The organism is Nonomuraea sp. SBT364, from assembly GCF_001083785.1.
In the GTDB taxonomy this organism is placed as follows: domain Bacteria; phylum Actinomycetota; class Actinomycetes; order Streptosporangiales; family Streptosporangiaceae; genus Nonomuraea.
In genome coordinates, this window is the sequence record NZ_LAVL01000184.1 from 1 (window position 1) to 15258 (window position 15258).

The 15258-nt window shown below is 73.3% G+C and carries 16 protein-coding genes and 1 pseudogene; 10 read left to right on the forward strand and 7 right to left on the reverse strand.

Going from position 1 to position 15258, the window contains the following annotated elements; genetic code table 11:
* A partial coding sequence (locus ADY59_RS41095) for a DUF1015 family protein (RefSeq protein WP_049574777.1) occupies window positions 1–224 on the reverse strand: 224 nt, incomplete at its 3' end.
* Window positions 225–335: 111 nt separating this feature from the next.
* Here ADY59_RS41095 and ADY59_RS41100 point away from each other — a divergent pair.
* Window positions 336–758 carry a tetratricopeptide repeat protein gene (locus ADY59_RS41100; RefSeq protein WP_049574778.1) on the forward strand — a complete coding sequence of 141 codons (423 nt, stop codon included), beginning with the start codon at window positions 336–338 and terminating at the stop codon, window positions 756–758.
* On the opposite strand, the gene ADY59_RS41105 is transcribed toward ADY59_RS41100, so the two are convergent.
* The 5 genes and pseudogenes from ADY59_RS41105 to ADY59_RS54160 all read right to left on the reverse strand — a co-directional run.
* Window positions 701–1519, reverse strand: coding sequence for a hypothetical protein (locus ADY59_RS41105; RefSeq protein ID WP_063780944.1), 819 nt, complete (start codon window positions 1517–1519; stop codon window positions 701–703). The two genes, ADY59_RS41100 and ADY59_RS41105, sit on opposite strands and share 58 nt — an antisense overlap.
* On the reverse strand, window positions 1516–2196 hold the full coding sequence (locus ADY59_RS41110; RefSeq protein WP_049574781.1) for a response regulator: 681 nt from the start codon (window positions 2194–2196) through the stop codon (window positions 1516–1518). Before ADY59_RS41110 ends, ADY59_RS41105 begins: the two co-directional genes overlap by 4 nt.
* On the reverse strand, window positions 2193–3275 hold the full coding sequence (locus ADY59_RS41115; RefSeq protein WP_156326060.1) for a sensor histidine kinase: 1083 nt from the start codon (window positions 3273–3275) through the stop codon (window positions 2193–2195). Before ADY59_RS41115 ends, ADY59_RS41110 begins: the two co-directional genes overlap by 4 nt.
* A 10-nt stretch (window positions 3276–3285) precedes the next feature.
* A complete protein-coding gene (locus ADY59_RS41120) occupies window positions 3286–4686 on the reverse strand; it encodes an alpha/beta hydrolase (protein WP_049574785.1) in 1401 nt (466 codons plus the stop codon).
* A 130-nt stretch (window positions 4687–4816) separates the two neighbouring features.
* Window positions 4817–4981, reverse strand: a pseudogene (locus ADY59_RS54160) (GNAT family N-acetyltransferase); the annotation flags it as partial.
* Between the two features lie 249 nt (window positions 4982–5230).
* Here ADY59_RS54160 and ADY59_RS41125 point away from each other — a divergent pair.
* Window positions 5231–6202 (forward strand): HAD-IIA family hydrolase, encoded by a 972-nt coding sequence (locus ADY59_RS41125; protein WP_049574792.1) that lies wholly within the window; start codon window positions 5231–5233, stop codon window positions 6200–6202.
* Between the two features lie 13 nt (window positions 6203–6215).
* Here the strand turns inward: ADY59_RS41125 and ADY59_RS41130 are convergent, their stop codons facing one another.
* A complete protein-coding gene (locus ADY59_RS41130; protein WP_049574795.1) occupies window positions 6216–6563 on the reverse strand; it encodes an SCP2 sterol-binding domain-containing protein in 348 nt (115 codons plus the stop codon).
* A gap of 127 nt (window positions 6564–6690) precedes the next feature.
* Between ADY59_RS41130 and ADY59_RS51975 the strand changes: the two genes are divergently transcribed.
* The 8 genes from ADY59_RS51975 (at window position 6691) to murJ (ending at window position 15184) form a co-directional block, all read left to right on the forward strand.
* Window positions 6691–6849, forward strand: a complete 159-nt coding sequence (locus ADY59_RS51975; RefSeq protein WP_197094088.1) for a hypothetical protein — start codon at window positions 6691–6693, stop codon at window positions 6847–6849.
* Window positions 6846–7658 carry a TlyA family RNA methyltransferase gene (locus ADY59_RS41135; RefSeq protein ID WP_049574798.1) on the forward strand — a complete coding sequence of 271 codons (813 nt, stop codon included), beginning with the start codon at window positions 6846–6848 and terminating at the stop codon, window positions 7656–7658. The genes ADY59_RS51975 and ADY59_RS41135 overlap by 4 nt, the downstream gene beginning before the upstream one ends.
* Window positions 7655–8602, forward strand: a complete 948-nt coding sequence (locus ADY59_RS41140) for an NAD kinase (RefSeq protein WP_049574799.1) — start codon at window positions 7655–7657, stop codon at window positions 8600–8602. The genes ADY59_RS41135 and ADY59_RS41140 overlap by 4 nt, the downstream gene beginning before the upstream one ends.
* Before the next feature lie 75 nt (window positions 8603–8677).
* Complete coding sequence (gene recN, locus ADY59_RS41145; RefSeq protein ID WP_049574800.1) at window positions 8678–10384, forward strand: DNA repair protein RecN; 1707 nt, start codon at window positions 8678–8680, stop codon at window positions 10382–10384.
* Window positions 10385–10458: 74 nt separating this feature from the next.
* Window positions 10459–11655 (forward strand): putative cytokinetic ring protein SteA, encoded by a 1197-nt coding sequence (gene steA / locus ADY59_RS41150; RefSeq protein ID WP_049574801.1) that lies wholly within the window; start codon window positions 10459–10461, stop codon window positions 11653–11655.
* Entirely contained in the window at window positions 11652–12644 is a 993-nt protein-coding gene (locus ADY59_RS41155; protein WP_049574802.1) for a copper transporter, read from the forward strand. Before steA ends, ADY59_RS41155 begins: the two co-directional genes overlap by 4 nt.
* 1 nt (window position 12645) lies before the next feature.
* Complete coding sequence (locus tag ADY59_RS41160; RefSeq protein ID WP_049574803.1) at window positions 12646–13497, forward strand: hypothetical protein; 852 nt, start codon at window positions 12646–12648, stop codon at window positions 13495–13497.
* Between the two features lie 67 nt (window positions 13498–13564).
* Complete coding sequence (gene murJ, locus ADY59_RS41165) at window positions 13565–15184, forward strand: murein biosynthesis integral membrane protein MurJ (protein WP_231619137.1); 1620 nt, start codon at window positions 13565–13567, stop codon at window positions 15182–15184.
* The last annotated feature ends 74 nt before the right edge of the window (window positions 15185–15258 follow it).

Here is a 15258-nt window from a genome sequence, read left to right on the forward strand (position 1 = left end):
GAGTGAGAGGGCGATGGCTGGGGGGCGTCTCTTGGGGGTGAGATGGGAAGGATGAGACGGACGACGTTGTAGGGATGGGAGTCCAGCAAAGCGTGGACGTCACCGTCCGAGATCAGGTCGTACGGCGGGGAGGTCACCTTGGCGGGATCGTCGACGGCGAATCGCACGCCCCGGAAGGGGCGCAGCTCGAGCCCATCGGGTATCGGCAGTTCGGAATTCCCCATACCGGGCATGCTGTCATAGACGTCCGAGCCTTCTCGTGGTCGCCCCGACGCTCCGCCGGTCCCCGATTCCGCAGCGAACCCGTCGTTTGCCGATGAAGGAGAGCTCACGCAATGGTCCAAGGTGAAAACCCTCACGAAGATTCCCCGGGCGCTCCGGGTGGTGACGTCTACGACTGGTATCAGCGCGGGGTGAAGTTGCTCAAGGAAGGCAGCCCGGCGGCCGCGGCCGCGTTGCTGGAACGGGCCGCCGGCGCCGAGCCGGACTCGCGCAGCATCAGGGAGGCGCTGGCCAGGGCCCAGTTCAACTCACGGCAGTACGCGGAGGCGGCCAGCAGCTTCCGGCGGATCGTGGATGCCAATCCGGCGGAGGACTACGCGTACTTCGGGCTGGGGCTGTCGTTGTGGCGCACGGGTGACATCGAAGGGGCGCAGGAGCCCCTCGCGATCGCCGTGGCGATGCGGCCCGACGAGGGGCACTACGTGTCGGCGCTGAAGAGCGTTCGGGCGACGCTGCGCGCCCGCCGGGAGATGTGAGAGCTCGGGGCTTCCAGAGGCCGCTGCGGGCCTGAGAGCGCCAGTGGGACGGCCTCCCCAGTTGACAGCCGTTCGATGAGGGTTGGTAGGGCCTTCGTTCCGCCGTTCCTGCCTGCCCAGCGACTCACCCGGCAGGCGGCTTCGGCGTACACATGGGGGTTCGCCGATGCCGTGCGCAGCCAGTCGGCGAGCGTCGCCGGCAGGGCCCGGCGGGAGTCGAGCAGGCAGCGGTCGCCGGCCGGGGCGAGGTATCGGGGGTCGTCGCTGACCAGGACGGCCAGGCCCTCGTCGAACCACTGCGGGACATCGGCGCCGTCGAGACGGGCGTGCAGCTCCACATGGGTCAGCTCGTGCGAGGCGATCACGGGATCGACGCCGCGCGGAGACAGCATCACCGACCGGTTGAGCACGGCGATGCCGCGTTCCCGGCCGCCGCCGATCCTGCGGTAGCAATCGTCCGACAGGCATACGAGGACGTCGGGGCTGCTCACCCGTCCGCCGAAGAAGGCGCGTACGCGCTGGTTCGCCTGGTCGACGACCTCGGCCACGTGCCGGCGCTCGGCCGGTGCCAGGCCGAGTTCGGCGTACAGGCCGGGCCGGAGCCGCTCCAGGCCGTAACAGCCGGGACAGGTGGTGGCCGCGACGGACGGGAAGGCGATCGCGGTCAGCGCCACGGCCGCGGCGAGGAGGACGGCGGTGACCGTGGCCGCGATCCGCCATCCTCTCCGGCGGCGGCGCGCCCCCCGGCGCATCGAGATCATGGGAACCTCCTTGAGGATCGGGTGTCCGGGTGGCGCGGGGCCAGGCCGTGCTCGTAGGCGTAGATGACGGCGCGCACCCGCGTGGGCAGTCCGAGTTTGCGCAGGAGGCTCGCGACGTGGTTCTTGATCGTGCCTTCCTCGACGGTCAGGGCTCGGGCTATCTGTGCGTTGCTCAGCCCGCGAGCCAGGTGCCGGAGCACCTCGAGCTCACGAGGAGTGAGTCGCTGTTGCGCGTCGGCGGGGGAGGCGGGCGACAGGCTCGCGAAACGGTGGATCAACCGGGTGGTGACCTGAGGGTCCACCAGGCCGTGCCCGCGGTGCAGCGCTCGCACGGCCGCCAGGAGGAGTTCGGGGTCGCTGTCCTTGAGCAGGAACCCCGAAGCCCCCGACTGGAGTGCCCCGAACAGGTATTCATCGGTGTCGAACGTCGTCAGCGCGAGCATCCGAGGCGGGGCCTCCACGTCGGCCAGCTGCCGGATCGCGGAGATCCCGTCGACGTACGGCATGCGCAGGTCCAGCACCACCACGTCGGGGCGCCACCACAGTGCCTGGTGGACGGCCTCGGCACCGTCGGCCGCCTCGCCGACCACCGTGATGTCGGGCTCGCCGTCCAGCGTCACGCGCAACGCGTCACGTACGGCCGGCTGATCGTCGGCGATCACCACGCGAATCGTCACGCCGCACTCCTCTGGCGGACCGGCCCGATCGGCACGACGGCCTCCACCCGCCAGCCGTGATCCTGCCCCGGGCCCGCCGCGAACGTGCCGCCATGCTGGGCCACACGCTCGCGCATGCCTCTGATGCCCCGCCCCTCCGCGCCGGCACGGCCCTGGCCGTCGTCGGTGATCGAGACCGTCACCGCGGCCGGGTCGCACCGCACGCGCACCTCCACGCGGCCTGCTCCGGAATGGCGGGCGGCGTTGGTGAGCGCTTCCTGCACGACGCGGTAGACCGTGTGGCTGACAGCGGGCGGCGGCGTGGTGCCGCCGGAGCGGTGGACCGAGATCGGCAACCGTGCGGTGGAGAGCCGCTCGGCCAGATGCTCGATCTCTTCCAGGTCCGGTCCGGCGGGTGCCTCGCGTAGCGCGTCGAGAAGGGCGCGCACCTCGTGCAACGCGGTGGCGGACAGCTCGGCGATGGTGCCCAGCGCCTTGTCGGCCGTCTGCGCCTGGCCGCGCAGCGCCCGGCGGGTGGCGGTGGCCTGCATGCTGATGGCCGTGAGGTGGTGGCCGACGCTGTCGTGGACGTCGCGGGCGAGCGCGGCGCGTTCCTCGGCCATGGCGCGGGCGGTCTCGGCGTGGTCGAGCCGTGCCGCCTGTGCGGCCCGCTCGCCGTACAGGCGCAGGGCGAGGCCGACCGCGACCGGAGCGACACCCATGATGACCAGGTCGGTGACCACGGAGAACCCGGCCTGGGCCAGCGGGATGAGCAGGCCGTAACCGGTGGTCCAGGCGATGGACAGGCCCATCACCAGCCAGGCGCGGCTCGGTAGGCGGAAGGCCGCCGCGCCGAACATGACCATGGTCACCAGCCGGCCCTGCCAGCCCGGGATCACCAGCCCGAGCAGAGCTGTCGCCGCCGACAGCAGCGCTCCCGTCAGCGGGAAGCGGGCACGCAGCGTCAGGGGCAGTGCCGCGGCGAGACCGGCGCCCGCCACCAGAGGGAGGTCGGGCCAGGGCGGCCCGCCGTCGAACGCGGTGAATGCGGTGAGAGCGGCAGCGGCCGCGAGCACGAGGAGTCCCTCTCTGGCGTACACAGCGGCAACGCTACTTCGCCGGTCCGCAGGAGGCGCCGCGCGGCGGCATCCGGCCCGTGGTCAGGTAGCGGTGCACGTGCTCGCGTACGCACGGGTGGCCGGAGAGGTAGAGCGCGTGTCCGCCGACGGCCGTCAGGAAGCGGGCCCCGGGAAGCTGGGCGGCCAGCCGGCGGCCGTCCGCCGTCGGGGTGTTGTCGTCGTGCTCGCCGCCCGCGATGAGCACGGGGGGCAGGCCCGGCGCCTTGATGGGGTGAGGCGCGTAGGTCGTGGCCGGTGGCAGGCCGGCGCAGTGGTTGGCCATCGGCCACACGGCCCGCCACCCGATGTGGGGCGTATCGCGACGCAGGTCGCCCTCCAGCTTCTTGAGCTTGCCGTAGCCCGGATAGGGCAGATCCGCGCAGAGGAAGACGCGCGACAGGTCGGGGTCCGGAGCTCCTTGCACCTTGGCGAAGAACGAGGCGTCGCCGGCCTGCGCCCGCGCGAGCCCGGCGGCCAGGGGCTCCCAGCTCGCCTCGAAGGTGAAGTGGGCGCGGGAGGCGATCTGGGTGTCGCTGATGCCCGCGCCGGGACCGGCTTCGGATGCGGGGATGGGCTCGCGGCGGGCCTTGGCCATCACCTCGTCCCAGACGGCCACCGGATCCTTGCCGTGCAGCGCGCACGTTGCGGTGCTCCGGCACCATGCGGCGAAGCGGTGGAAGTTGGCTTCCAGGGCCTTGGCTCGCGGCTTGAGCCAGGTGCGCAGGTCGGGGGTGGTGTGGTCGAAGACGCTGTCGAGGTACATCCGGCCGACCTTGCGCGGGAACAACTCGGCGTAGGCCTGCCCGAGCACGGTGCCGTGCGAGTTGCCCAGATAGGTCAGCTTCGCCTGTCCCAGGGCCTTTCTGATCGCCTCCATGTCGTGCGCGATCTGCCAGGAGTTGAGGTTGCCCGACAGCACGCCTGCCTCTTCGGCGCACGCGCGGCCGAACGTGCGGTTCGTCGCGGCGTAAGCGTCATAGGCTCTCTTGTTCGGGAACACCCACTCGGTGGCAAAGGGGGCGGGGATCGGGCAGTTGATCACGCTGGATCTGCCGAACCCCCGCGGGTCGAAAATCACCACGTCGAACCATTTGGTGAGATCTGCGAAGGACTGCTTCGCCTGGCGGAGAAGCGCAATCTGCTCGCCAGGCCCGCCGGTGTTGACCAGCAGCACGCCCTTCTTGCGAGCCTGGTTCTGGGCGGGCAGCTTGGCGAGTCCGATCGTCACCTTGTGAGCTGATCGGCGGGCCCAGTCCGCCGGCACCCGGATCTGTGCGCACTGTAGACCGTCTCCGCAGTTCTGCCATGACAGCGGCGTGGTCGTGGTCGTGGTCGGGACGACGGCGGTGACCGCGGTGACGGCGCCGAGGATGAGCGATGCGGCGATGTTCATGCCGGAAGGATGGCCGGGGCCATGCTGCGCTCGCGTCCCTCTTTCTGCATATCTTTCGCCCGAGCGCGACAGCCGGGATCGCGTACCTCGCCATGGGGTGGCTGGCGCTCTCGTGGGGGGCGATGGCCTCGGGCCGGTGGATTGCGGTGGCGAGCCGCAGGTGGTCGTAGCCCATCTCGGCCGCCAGGCCCTCCAGGGCCTTCAGGAGGGACCGGGCGATGCCGCGGTGGCCGGGGACGACGTACATGCGCTTCAGCTCGCCGGTCGTGCCTCGGCCGGTTGGACGACGCCGCAGCCGGCGGCGACGCGCTCGTCCGTCGCCACCAGGTGTCTCGCCCCGTCGCGCACGGCTGAGCGGCCTTCGGGGCCGTGCTGGCGACCAGCTCGCCGGGGGCCGCGTCGAACAGGGCCGTGAGGTCCTCGTCGGGGACGACGCGTCCCACGATCAGCATGCGGAATGCCTGCGCACCCGGGCGGTCCGTGGGCGGGCGCGGGGCTGGGGTTAGAGTCTCACGGGACGTGTGGGCAACCGGAATGAGGCGCGGTGCTGATCGACGGCTACGACACCCTGCTGCTCGACCTGGACGGGGTCGTCTACCTGGGACGTCACGCGGTGCCGGGGGCGCCGCAGGCACTGGAGGCGGCCCGGCGGCGCGGGGCGCGGCTGGCGTACGTGACCAACAACGCCTCGCGGACGCCCGCGGCCATCGCGGCGCACCTGCGTGAGCTGGGGGTGCCGGCGCGCGGGGAGGACGTCGTCACCTCGGCGCAGGCCGCGGCGCGGCTGGTGGCCGAACGGGTGCCCGCCGGGTCGAACGTGCTCGTGGTGGGCGGGTCGGGGCTGCGGCTGGCGGTACGGGACCGCGGGCTCAGGCCCGTGACCACGGCGGCGGCGGAGCCCGTGGCGGGGGCGCAGGGGATCGCGCCGGGGCTGTCGTACGAGCTGCTGTCGGAGGGGGCGCTGGCCGTGCGGCGGGGGGCGCTGTTCGTGGCGTCCAACGGCGACGCGACCATGCCGACCGGACGGGGCGAGCAGCCGGGCAACGGGGCGATGGTGCGGGTCATCGCGCATGCCACCGGGGTGGAACCGGTCTACGCGGGCAAGCCCGATCCGCCGTTGCACCGGGAGTCGGTGATCCGTACGGGGGCGCGGCGGCCGCTGGTCGTGGGGGACCGGCTCGACACCGACATCGAGGGCGCGGTGAACGCGGGGGTCGACGGGCTGCTGGTGCTGACCGGGGTGGCCAGGCCGGTCGACCTGCTCACCGCCGGGCCGCGGCACCGGCCCGCCTATGTGGCCGAGGATCTGGGGGCGTTGCTGGAGCCGTATCCGCGGGTGCGCGACGGCGAGTGCGGCGGATGGCGGGCCCGGTGGGCAGACGGGACGCTGCGGCTCGACGGCGACGGGAGCCGGATCGACGGGCTGCGGGCGGCCTGCGACGCCGTGTGGGCGGCCGCCGGCGACGGCCGCGCCGAGGAGGACGCGGTCAAGCAGGCTCTCGGCCGCCTCGGCTGAAGGCCGGGCCGGATCAGAGGAGGCGGCGCAGGCGCAGCAGGTCGCCGAAGCTGGCGTCGATCTTCACGCGGCCGCCGAGCAGCGCGCGGGCCAGGTCGAGCTCCCCGTCGACCAGCGCGATCAGGTCGTCGCTCACGATCGTCAGCTTGACCTCGGCGGGCTTGCCGCCGGCGGGCGGCTCCTCGGTGAACGGGTCCAGCCCCCCGTGGTGCAGCCGGCCGTAGAAGATCACGTCAAGGTCGGACACCCGGCAGCTGACCGTGCGCTCCACCACGTGCTTGGCCCGGTCCTGCTCGTCGATCTCGTCGAACTGGGCGACGAGCTTGACCAGTGCCGCCCGGCACTCCTCGACGCTTGCCATGATCCGCCTTCCTTTCCTCGGCTTTACCGTCCGTAGCGTTCCACATCGGAGCACCCCGTATGACCCTTCAACGTGTGACACGCCCGCCAAGGTGCCGGGCGCTCGCCCGAGGCGTTACCGTCGAGTCATGAGTGAGCTGCCAGAGGGCACCGGCGACGAGCGGGTCGACGCGGTCCTCGCGGATCTGGGCCGCCTGGCCGGGCTGCCGGTGGGTGAGCACGTGGCGGTGTTCGAGGAGGCGTTCTCCGGGCTGGAGGCCGCGCTCGGCGCCGTGGAGGCGCGGTGAGCCGCAGGGTCCGGCTCGACACCGAGCTGGTCCGGCGCGGCCTGGCGCGCTCGCGCGAGCAGGCGGCCCAGCTCATCGAGGCCGGCCGGGTCGCCGTGGGAGGCCAGCGCGCCGGCAAGGCCGCCACCCAGGTCGACACCGCCTCGGCCATCGTCGTCGCGGAGTCGTCCGGCGGGCCCGACTACGTCTCGCGCGGCGCGCACAAGCTGATCGGGGCGCTGGAGGCGTTCCCGGAGCTGACCGTGGCCGGGCGGCGCTGCCTCGACGCGGGCGCCTCCACCGGCGGCTTCACCGACGTGCTGCTGCGCCGCGGCGCCGGGCACGTGGTCGCCGTCGACGTCGGCTACGGCCAGCTCGCCTGGTCGCTGCGGAGCGACGAGCGGGTGACGGTGATGGAGCGGCTCAACGTCCGCGACCTCACCCCCGGCATGGTGGGCGAGGCGCCCACGCTGGTCGTCGGAGACCTGTCGTTCATCTCGCTGCGGCTCGTGCTGCCCGCGCTGGCCGGGGTCGCCGCGCCGCGCGCCGACTTCGTCATGCTCGTCAAGCCCCAGTTCGAGGTGGGCAAGGACCTCGTGGGGGCCGGTGGCGTGGTGCGCGATCCCGAGCTGCGGGCCGGGGCCGTACGGCAGGCCGCCGCCAAGGCCGGCGAGCTCGGGCTGGCGGTGCGCGGCGTGACCGCGAGCCCGCTGCCCGGGCCGTCGGGCAATGTCGAATACCTGCTCTGGCTGGGCAAGGGCGAAGGGGCGCCGCAGGTCGCCGACCTCGAAGCCGAGATCAGGCGAGCCGTGGCGGAAGGGCCGCAATGAACCGGACCGACAACCGCACCTACAACCGCACCTACAACCGCACCGACAACCGCACCGTTCTGGTCACCGCCCACACCGGGCGGGAGGCCGCCGTGGAGAGCGCCCGCCTGGTCATCGGGCGGCTCGTCGGGGCGGGCCTGAGCGTCCGGGTGCTCGACACCGAGGCCGCCGACATCGGCTGCGGCGGCGTCGAGGTCGTGCCCGCCGAGCCGGGCGCCGCCAAGGACGTCGAGGTCATGATCGTCCTCGGCGGCGACGGGTCGCTGCTGCGCTCGGCCGAGCTCGCCAGGCCGGCCGGCACCCCGCTGCTCGGCGTCAACCTCGGGCACGTCGGCTTCCTGGCCGAGGCCGAGGTCGACGACCTGTCCGACGCCGTCGACAGCGTGGTCGCGGGCCGCTACGACGTCGAGGAACGCATGACCATCGACGTGTTCGCGAGGCAGAACGGCCGCGTCATCGCCGACACGTGGGCGCTCAACGAGGTCACCGTCGAGAAGCAGGAGCGCATGCTGGAGGTGGTCGCCGAGATCGACGGGCGGCCGCTGTCACGCTGGGGCTGCGACGGCGTGATCTGCGCCACCCCGACCGGCTCCACCGCCTACGCCTTCTCCGCCGGCGGGCCGGTGGTCTGGCCGGAGGTGGAGGCGCTGCTCATGGTGCCGATCAGCGCGCACGCCCTGTTCGCCCGCCCGCTGGTGGTCTCGCCGCGCTCCACGCTCGCCGTCGAGATCCTGCCCGACACGCCGGGCGGGGTGCTGTGGTGCGACGGCCGCCGCCGCTTCGACCTGCCCTCCGGCACCCGCGTGGAGGTGCGCCGAGGCAGCGAGCCGGTACGGCTGGCCCGGCTGCACGGCGTGGAGAGCACCGGCGCGCCGTTCACCGACAGGCTGGTCGCCAAGTTCGAACTACCCGTCCAGGGGTGGCGCGGAAGGGTGCGACCCTGAGTGAATGGGGACGCGAACGCGTAGGATCGCATCCGCACGAGTGTTCGGAAAGCACGTAAGTGACGGGAGTGGGCAGTGCGACCAAGGGTCGAGGAGGTCCGCATCCAGGGGCTCGGCGTCATCGACGAGGCCGTGCTGGAGCTTTCGCCGGGCTTCAACGTGGTCACCGGCGAGACCGGCGCGGGCAAGACGATGGTCGTCACCGGCCTCGGGCTGCTGTTCGGCGGACGCGCCGACCCCTCCCGCATCCGTCCCGGCGCCGACAAGGCCAGCGTCGAGGGCACGCTCGTCATCGACTCCGCGGGCCGGGTGGCCCAGCAGGTCGAGGACATCGGCGGCGAGGTCGACGACGGCGAGCTCATCATCTCCCGCACCGTCTCGGCCGAGGGCAGGTCGCGGGCCTGGCTCGGCGGACGCACGGTGCCCGTCGGCACCCTGACCTACCTGGCCGACGACCTGGTGGCCGTGCACGGCCAGATGGACCAGCAGCGGCTGCTGCAGCCGGCCAGGCAGCGCGCCGCGCTCGACCGCTACGCCGGCAACGAGCTGGTCAAGCCGTTGCGCGCGTACGGGCAGGCGTACAAGAGGCACAAGCAGGTGGCGGCGCTGCTGGAGGAGCTGACCACCCGCGCCCGGGAGCGGGCGCAGGAGGCCGACCTGCTCCGGTTCGGGCTGGAGGAGATCGAGAAGGTCGACCCCAAGGCCGGCGAGGACACCGACCTGCGCGGCGAGGAGGAGCGGCTGTCGCACGCCGACGCGCTGCGCGGCGCCGCGACCACCGCCCACACCGCGCTGCTCGGCGACCCCATGGAGGCCGCGGGCGGCGCGCGTGACGTCATCTCGCTGCTGGGCGAGGCGCGCGCGGCCGTCGAGGCGGTGCGTGACTTCGACAGCCAGCTCGCCGGGATGGCCGACCGGCTGGCCGAGGCGGGCTACCTCATCTCCGACGTGGCCACCGACCTGGCCGCCTACGCCGAGTCGATCGAGGCCGACCCGGCCCGGCTGGCCGCGGTGCAGGAGCGGCGCTCGGCGCTGACCGGGCTGATCCGCAAGTACGGCGAGGACAGCGCCGGCGTGCTGGCCTGGGCCCAGCGCTCCGCCGCCCGGCTGACCGAGCTGGAGGGCGACGACGAGCGCATCGGGGAGCTCACCCGCGAGCTGGAGGAGCTCACCGCCCGCCTCACCGAGCTGGCCGCCGATCTGACCAAGGTGCGCCAGGCGGCCGCCGAGCGGTTCGGCGCGGCCGTCACCGAGGAGCTGACCGCGCTGGCCATGCCGCACGCCCGGGTCGTCGTCGAGCTCGCCAGGGCCGCCGAGTTCGGCCCCGAGGGCGTCGACGAGGTCGAGCTGCGGATGGCCGCGCATCCGGCGGCGCCGCCGCTGCCGCTCAACAAGGGCGCCTCCGGCGGTGAGCTGAGCCGGGTCATGCTCGCCATCGAGGTGGTGTTCGCGGGCGCCGACCCGGTGCCCACGTTCGTGTTCGACGAGGTCGACGCGGGCGTCGGCGGCAAGGCCGCGGTCGAGATCGGGCGCCGGCTGGCCCGGCTGGCGCGCACCGCGCAGGTGATAGTGGTCACACATCTGCCCCAGGTGGCGGCCTTCGCCGACCAGCATCTGGTGGTGGAGAAGGCCAGTGACGGCAGCGTGGTGCGCAGCGGCGTGGTCACCCTCAACCACGAGGGCAGGGTGCGGGAGCTGTCCCGGATGCTCGCGGGACTGGAGGATTCCGAACTGGGCAGAGCGCACGCGGAAGAGCTGCTCGGACTGGCCGCCGACAGGTGATCCTGGGTGACATAGCGGACACGCCCCGCAGTGCGTGACCTCCCACGTGTTTCCCTCTGGCAGGATGGTCATTGATGAAGGTTCCGGGGAACAAGATGCCGGGCCTCCGCGGACGGAAGGTCAACGACCTTCCCGGTGTCACGGGCGTGGCGAGGATCGACCGGCGGACCAAGAGGCTCACCAAGCGCCTCAAGCCAGGCGAGATCGCCATCATCGACCATGTCGACGTGGACCGGGTCAGCGCGGAGGCACTGGTGGCGTGCGAAGCCGCGGCCGTGGTCAACGTCGCCGCGGGCATCAGCGGCCGCTACCCCAACCTCGGGCCCCAGATCATCCTCGAGGCCGGCATCCCGTTCGTCGACAACGCCAGCCACGAGCTGTTCGAGCGGGTCAGGGACGGCGACGTCATCCGGCTCCACGAGGGCGTCGTCCACCTCGACGACGAGGTCGTCGGCAAGGGCGACGAGCAGCACATGGAGGGCGTCGAGGCGGCCATGGCCGAGGCCCGCGCCGGGCTGGCCGTGCAGATCGAGGCCTTCGCCGTCAACACGATGGAGTACGTGCGGGGCGAGGGCAAGCTCCTCATCGACGGAGTCGGCGTGCCCGAGATCCGCACCCCCATCGAGGGCCGGCACGCCCTCATCGTGGTGCGCGGCTACCACTACAAGGAGGACATCGCCACCCTCCGCCCCTACCTGCGCGAATACCGCCCGGTGCTGATCGGCGTCGACGGCGGCGCCGACGCGCTGCTGGAGGCCGGCTACCTGCCCGACGTCATCGTCGGCGACTTCGACTCCGTCTCCACCAAGGCGCTCACCTGCGGCGCCGAGCTCGTCGTGCACGCCTACCGCGACGGCCGGGCGCCCGGCCTGGAGCGGGTCCGCCAGCTCGGCCGCGACGCGGTGATCTTCCCGTCGACCGGCACCAGCGAGGACATCGCGATGCTCATGGCCGACGACAAGGGCGCCTCGCTCATCGTCGCCGTCGGCACCCACGGCACGCTGGAGGAGTTCCTCGACAAGGGCCGCTCCGGCATGGCCAGCACCTTCCTCACCCGGTTGCGCGTCGGCAGCAAGCTGGTCGACGCCAAGGGCGTCAGCCGCCTCTACCGCAGCCGCATCTCCACCTCGCAGCTGCTGTTGCTGGCGATCACAGCGCTGATCACGATGGGCGTCGCCCTGTCGTTCTCCCCGCTCGGTCAGACCTGGCTGAACGGGCTGCAAGACTTCTGGAACGCGTTCATCTTCTGGTTGGTCGGGCTCTTCTCGTGATCGATTTCCGTTATCACCTCGTCTCCATCGTCGCCATCTTCCTGGCTCTGGCCGTGGGCATCGTCCTGGGCACCACGCTGCTCCAGGACCCCGCGATCAGATCGGCCGAGGAGATCACGCGCCAGCTGACCGCGGACAAGCAGGAGCTGCGCGGCCAGATCGACGACCTGCGCAGCCGCGAGCAGGCGGGCGACGCGTTCGTCACCACGCTGACGCCCGAACTCGTCACCGGCGAGCTCACCGGCGAGCAGGTGCTGCTGGTCGAGGCGCCCGGCGCCGGCGCGGCCCAGCGCGAGGCCACGCAGGAGGTGCTGGCCGACGCGGGCGCCACGATCACCGGCAGGCTCTCCCTGACGGAGAAGTTCTTCGACCCCAAGAGCGGCGGCGTCCTCGACGGCCTGGCCGGACAGCTCAAGCCGGCCGAGATGACCTTCCCGACCCCGGCCACCGCCTACGACAAGGCCGCCACCCTGCTCGCCGCCACCGTGACCACCACCGACCCGGCCGTGGCGGGCACCCCCAACACGGCCACCGCGTCGGTGCTCGGCGGGCTGGAGACGGGCGGTTTCGTCAACCTCGACGGCGACCCGGCCAAGCGGGCCACGCTCGTCGTCATGTTCGCGCCCGACATCCCCTACGAGGGCGAGAACGCCGAGACCCAGGCGGCCGCGTTCGTCTCGCTGGCCTCCGGGCTCGACGCCGGTGGCAAGGGCCTGGTCGTGGCCGGCACCATCCCGGCCACCGAGGCCGGCGGCACCATCACGGCGGTGCGCGACAACGCCGAGGTCGCCAAGCGCGTGTCCACCGTCGACAGCGCCGATATCCCGGCGGGCCGCGTCGTGATCGTCTACGCTCTGCGGGAGCAACTGGCCGGGGCCGCCGGGCAGTACGGCACCGGCGCCGGGGTCATCGCGTTCCAGCCGGTGATGCCGAGTCCGGCGCCGACCACGTCCCAGCCGTCCCCGTCGTCCTCCGAGTCAGGGAGCTGACATGGCCCGCAGCCTGCTCTACGCCCTCGCCGGCGCCGCGATCGGCGCCGCCGCCGCCCGCGCCGCCTACACCGCGCTCACCCGCGCGCGGGGCGTCGACCCCGGCAGCCGCTGGACGCGCAAGAACCACCGGGGCGAGGCCGTCACGCTGCTCGAAGGGCCCGCTTTCGTGGCGGGCGCGGGAGCGGCCGCCGCGCTCGCGCCGGGCCTGCCGCCCCGGGTGCCGCTGGCCGCGCTGCTGGCCGGGGCGGGCAGCGGCGCGCTCGGCGCCTACGACGACCTCTACGGCACCACGTCCTCCAAGGGATTCAAGGGCCACCTGACCGCGCTGGCCCGCGGTGAGGTCACCAGCGGCGCCGTCAAGATCCTGGGCATCGGCGCGACCGGGCTGGGCGCGGCCGCGCTCGTCTCCCGGGGCCCCGCCGACACGCTCGTCAACGGCGCCGCCATCGCCGGCGCCGCCAACCTGGCCAACCTGTTCGACCTGCGGCCCGGCCGTGCCATCAAGGTCGGCCTGCTCACCGGCGGCCCCCTGCTGGTCAGCGCCGTCGCCGGGGGCTCGCCGGCGACGGCCGCGCTGGCCGCCGTGCCGCTGGGCGCCGCCGTCGCGCTGCTGCCCGACGACCTGGGCGAGCGCGCCATGCTCGGCGACGCCGGGGCCAACGCGCTCGGCGCGCTGCTCGGGCTGGCCGCCGTCACCCGGCTCGGCCGCCCCGGCAGGCTCGTCCTGCTCGGCACCGTCGCCGCGCTCACCGCCGCCTCCGAGAAGATCAGCTTCACCAAGGTCATCGCGGGCAACCGGGTGCTCAACCGGCTCGACCTGCTCGGCCGCCGCCCGGCCCAGACCGTGTGACGCGCTTGTCCGTACGGCCTGCCAGGATGTCCGGGATGTCCGGGATGATCGGAGAGGCGGGCGGGGCGTGACCGCACGGCTGGCGCGCGGCGTGGCCGCAGGCGCGCTGCTCATCGCGGTGATCACCGTGCTGGCCCGGGTGATGGGCTTCGCCAAGCAGTACGCACTGGCCCAGACCGTCGGCACCAACTGCCTGACCAGCGCCTACTTCACCGCCAACCAGATCCCCAACATCGTCTTCGAGGTCGTCGTCGGCGGCGCCCTGGCGGGGGCGGTGGTGCCGGTGCTCGCCGAGCCGGCCGCCGAGGGCGACACCGCGCGGGCCGGTCGGATCGGTTCGGCGTTGCTGACGTGGGCGCTCATGGTGCTCGTCCCGGTGGCCGTGCTGACCGCGCTGCTGGCGGGGCCGATCATGGGGCTGTTCACCGCCGGCGACTGCGAGGCGCACGCGGTCGCGGCCCGGATGCTGGTGGTCTTCGCGCCGCAGATCCCGCTCTACGGGGTGGTCGTGGTGCTCTACGGCGTGCTGCAGGCGCACCACCGGTTCACCGGGCCCGCCGTCGCGCCGCTGGTGTCGAGCCTCGTGGTCATCGTGGCATACCTGCTGTTCGTGCCGCTCAGCGGCGGGCGGACGGATCCCGGTGAGGTGCCGCTCGCGGCGGAGCTGGCGTTGTCCGTCGGCACCAGCCTCGGCGTGCTGGCGCTCGTGCTCACCGTGGCCGGGCCGGTGGCGGGACTCGGGCTGCGGTGGCGGCCGGTGTTGCGCTTCCCCGAAGGCGTGGCCGTGCGGGTGCGCCGGCTGGCGCTGGCGGGCATCGCGGCGCTGCTCGCCCAGCAGGCGGCCATGGTCGGGGTGCTGGCGCTGTCCAACAACGTGATCGGCGGCGGAGCGCTGGCGATCTACAACTACGCGTGGGCGATCTACCTGGTGCCGTACGCGGTGCTGGCCGTACCCATCGCCACCAGCGCCTTTCCCCGGTTGTCCGCGCAGGCGGGGGACCGGGCGGCGTTCGCGGCGCTCGCCGCCCGCACGACGCGGGCCGTGGCTCTTGTGTCCGGGGTGGCGGCGGGGGTGCTCGCGGCGGCGTCCGCGCCGGGGGCGGTGGTGTTCCTGGGGGACAAGGCGGACGTGTCGCCGGTGGAGCTGGCGCGGGCGATCGCGCTGTTCGCGCCCGGGCTGATCGGCTACGGGCTGATCGCGCACCTGAGCCGGGTGCTGTACGCCGCCGGGCGCGGGCGGGCGGTCGCCGCTGGGACGGTGGCCGGCTGGGGCGTGGTGATCGTCGCCCAGTCCGCGTTCGCGCTCGCCTTTCCCGGTCAGTGGCAGGTGGCGGGTCTGGCGCTGGGCATGAGCGCGGGCATGACGGCCGGGGGCGCGCTGCTGCTCGGGTCCGTCGTACGGGCGCGAGGTGCCGCGGCGATCGCCGGGCTGGCCAGGGCCGGGGCCGCCGCGCTGGCCGGAGGCGGGGCCGGGTTCCTGGCCGGCGGCTGGGTCGCCGGCCTGTTCGGCGGGGCCGGGATGTGGGGGAGGGTGGCGGGCGCGCCGCTGGCGGGCGTGGTGGGGGTGGGGGGGGGGGGGGTCGGGGGCGGGGGCCGGGGCCGCCAAGGCCCCCTGCGGGGCGGCCGGGGGGGACCGGGCGGAGCGACACCGCCGCTGCCGCCAGAGCGGCGACCGCGCAGGCCGTGAGGGCGGTGGCGAACCCCGACACGTCCCCGCCGGGGGCCAGGCTCGCGGCGGCGGCCGACGACACCAGGGCGAGG

Bases quoted from the DNA above. Each gene is read 5' to 3' on its own strand.
- ADY59_RS51975 (WP_197094088.1), top strand. From the start codon at position 6,691: ATGAGTGAGCTGCCAGAGGGCACCGGCGACGAGCGGGTCGACGCGGTC.
- ADY59_RS41100 (WP_049574778.1), top strand. From the start codon at position 336: ATGGTCCAAGGTGAAAACCCTCACGAAGATTCCCCGGGCGCTCCGGGT.
- ADY59_RS41160 (WP_049574803.1), top strand. From the start codon at position 12,646: ATGGCCCGCAGCCTGCTCTACGCCCTCGCCGGCGCCGCGATCGGCGCC.
- steA (WP_049574801.1), top strand. From the start codon at position 10,459: ATGAAGGTTCCGGGGAACAAGATGCCGGGCCTCCGCGGACGGAAGGTC.
- ADY59_RS41130 (WP_049574795.1), bottom strand. From the start codon at position 6,563: ATGGCAAGCGTCGAGGAGTGCCGGGCGGCACTGGTCAAGCTCGTCGCC.
- ADY59_RS41140 (WP_049574799.1), top strand. From the start codon at position 7,655: ATGAACCGGACCGACAACCGCACCTACAACCGCACCTACAACCGCACC.
- ADY59_RS41120 (WP_049574785.1), bottom strand. From the start codon at position 4,686: ATGAACATCGCCGCATCGCTCATCCTCGGCGCCGTCACCGCGGTCACC.
- ADY59_RS41105 (WP_063780944.1), bottom strand. From the start codon at position 1,519: ATGATCTCGATGCGCCGGGGGGCGCGCCGCCGCCGGAGAGGATGGCGG.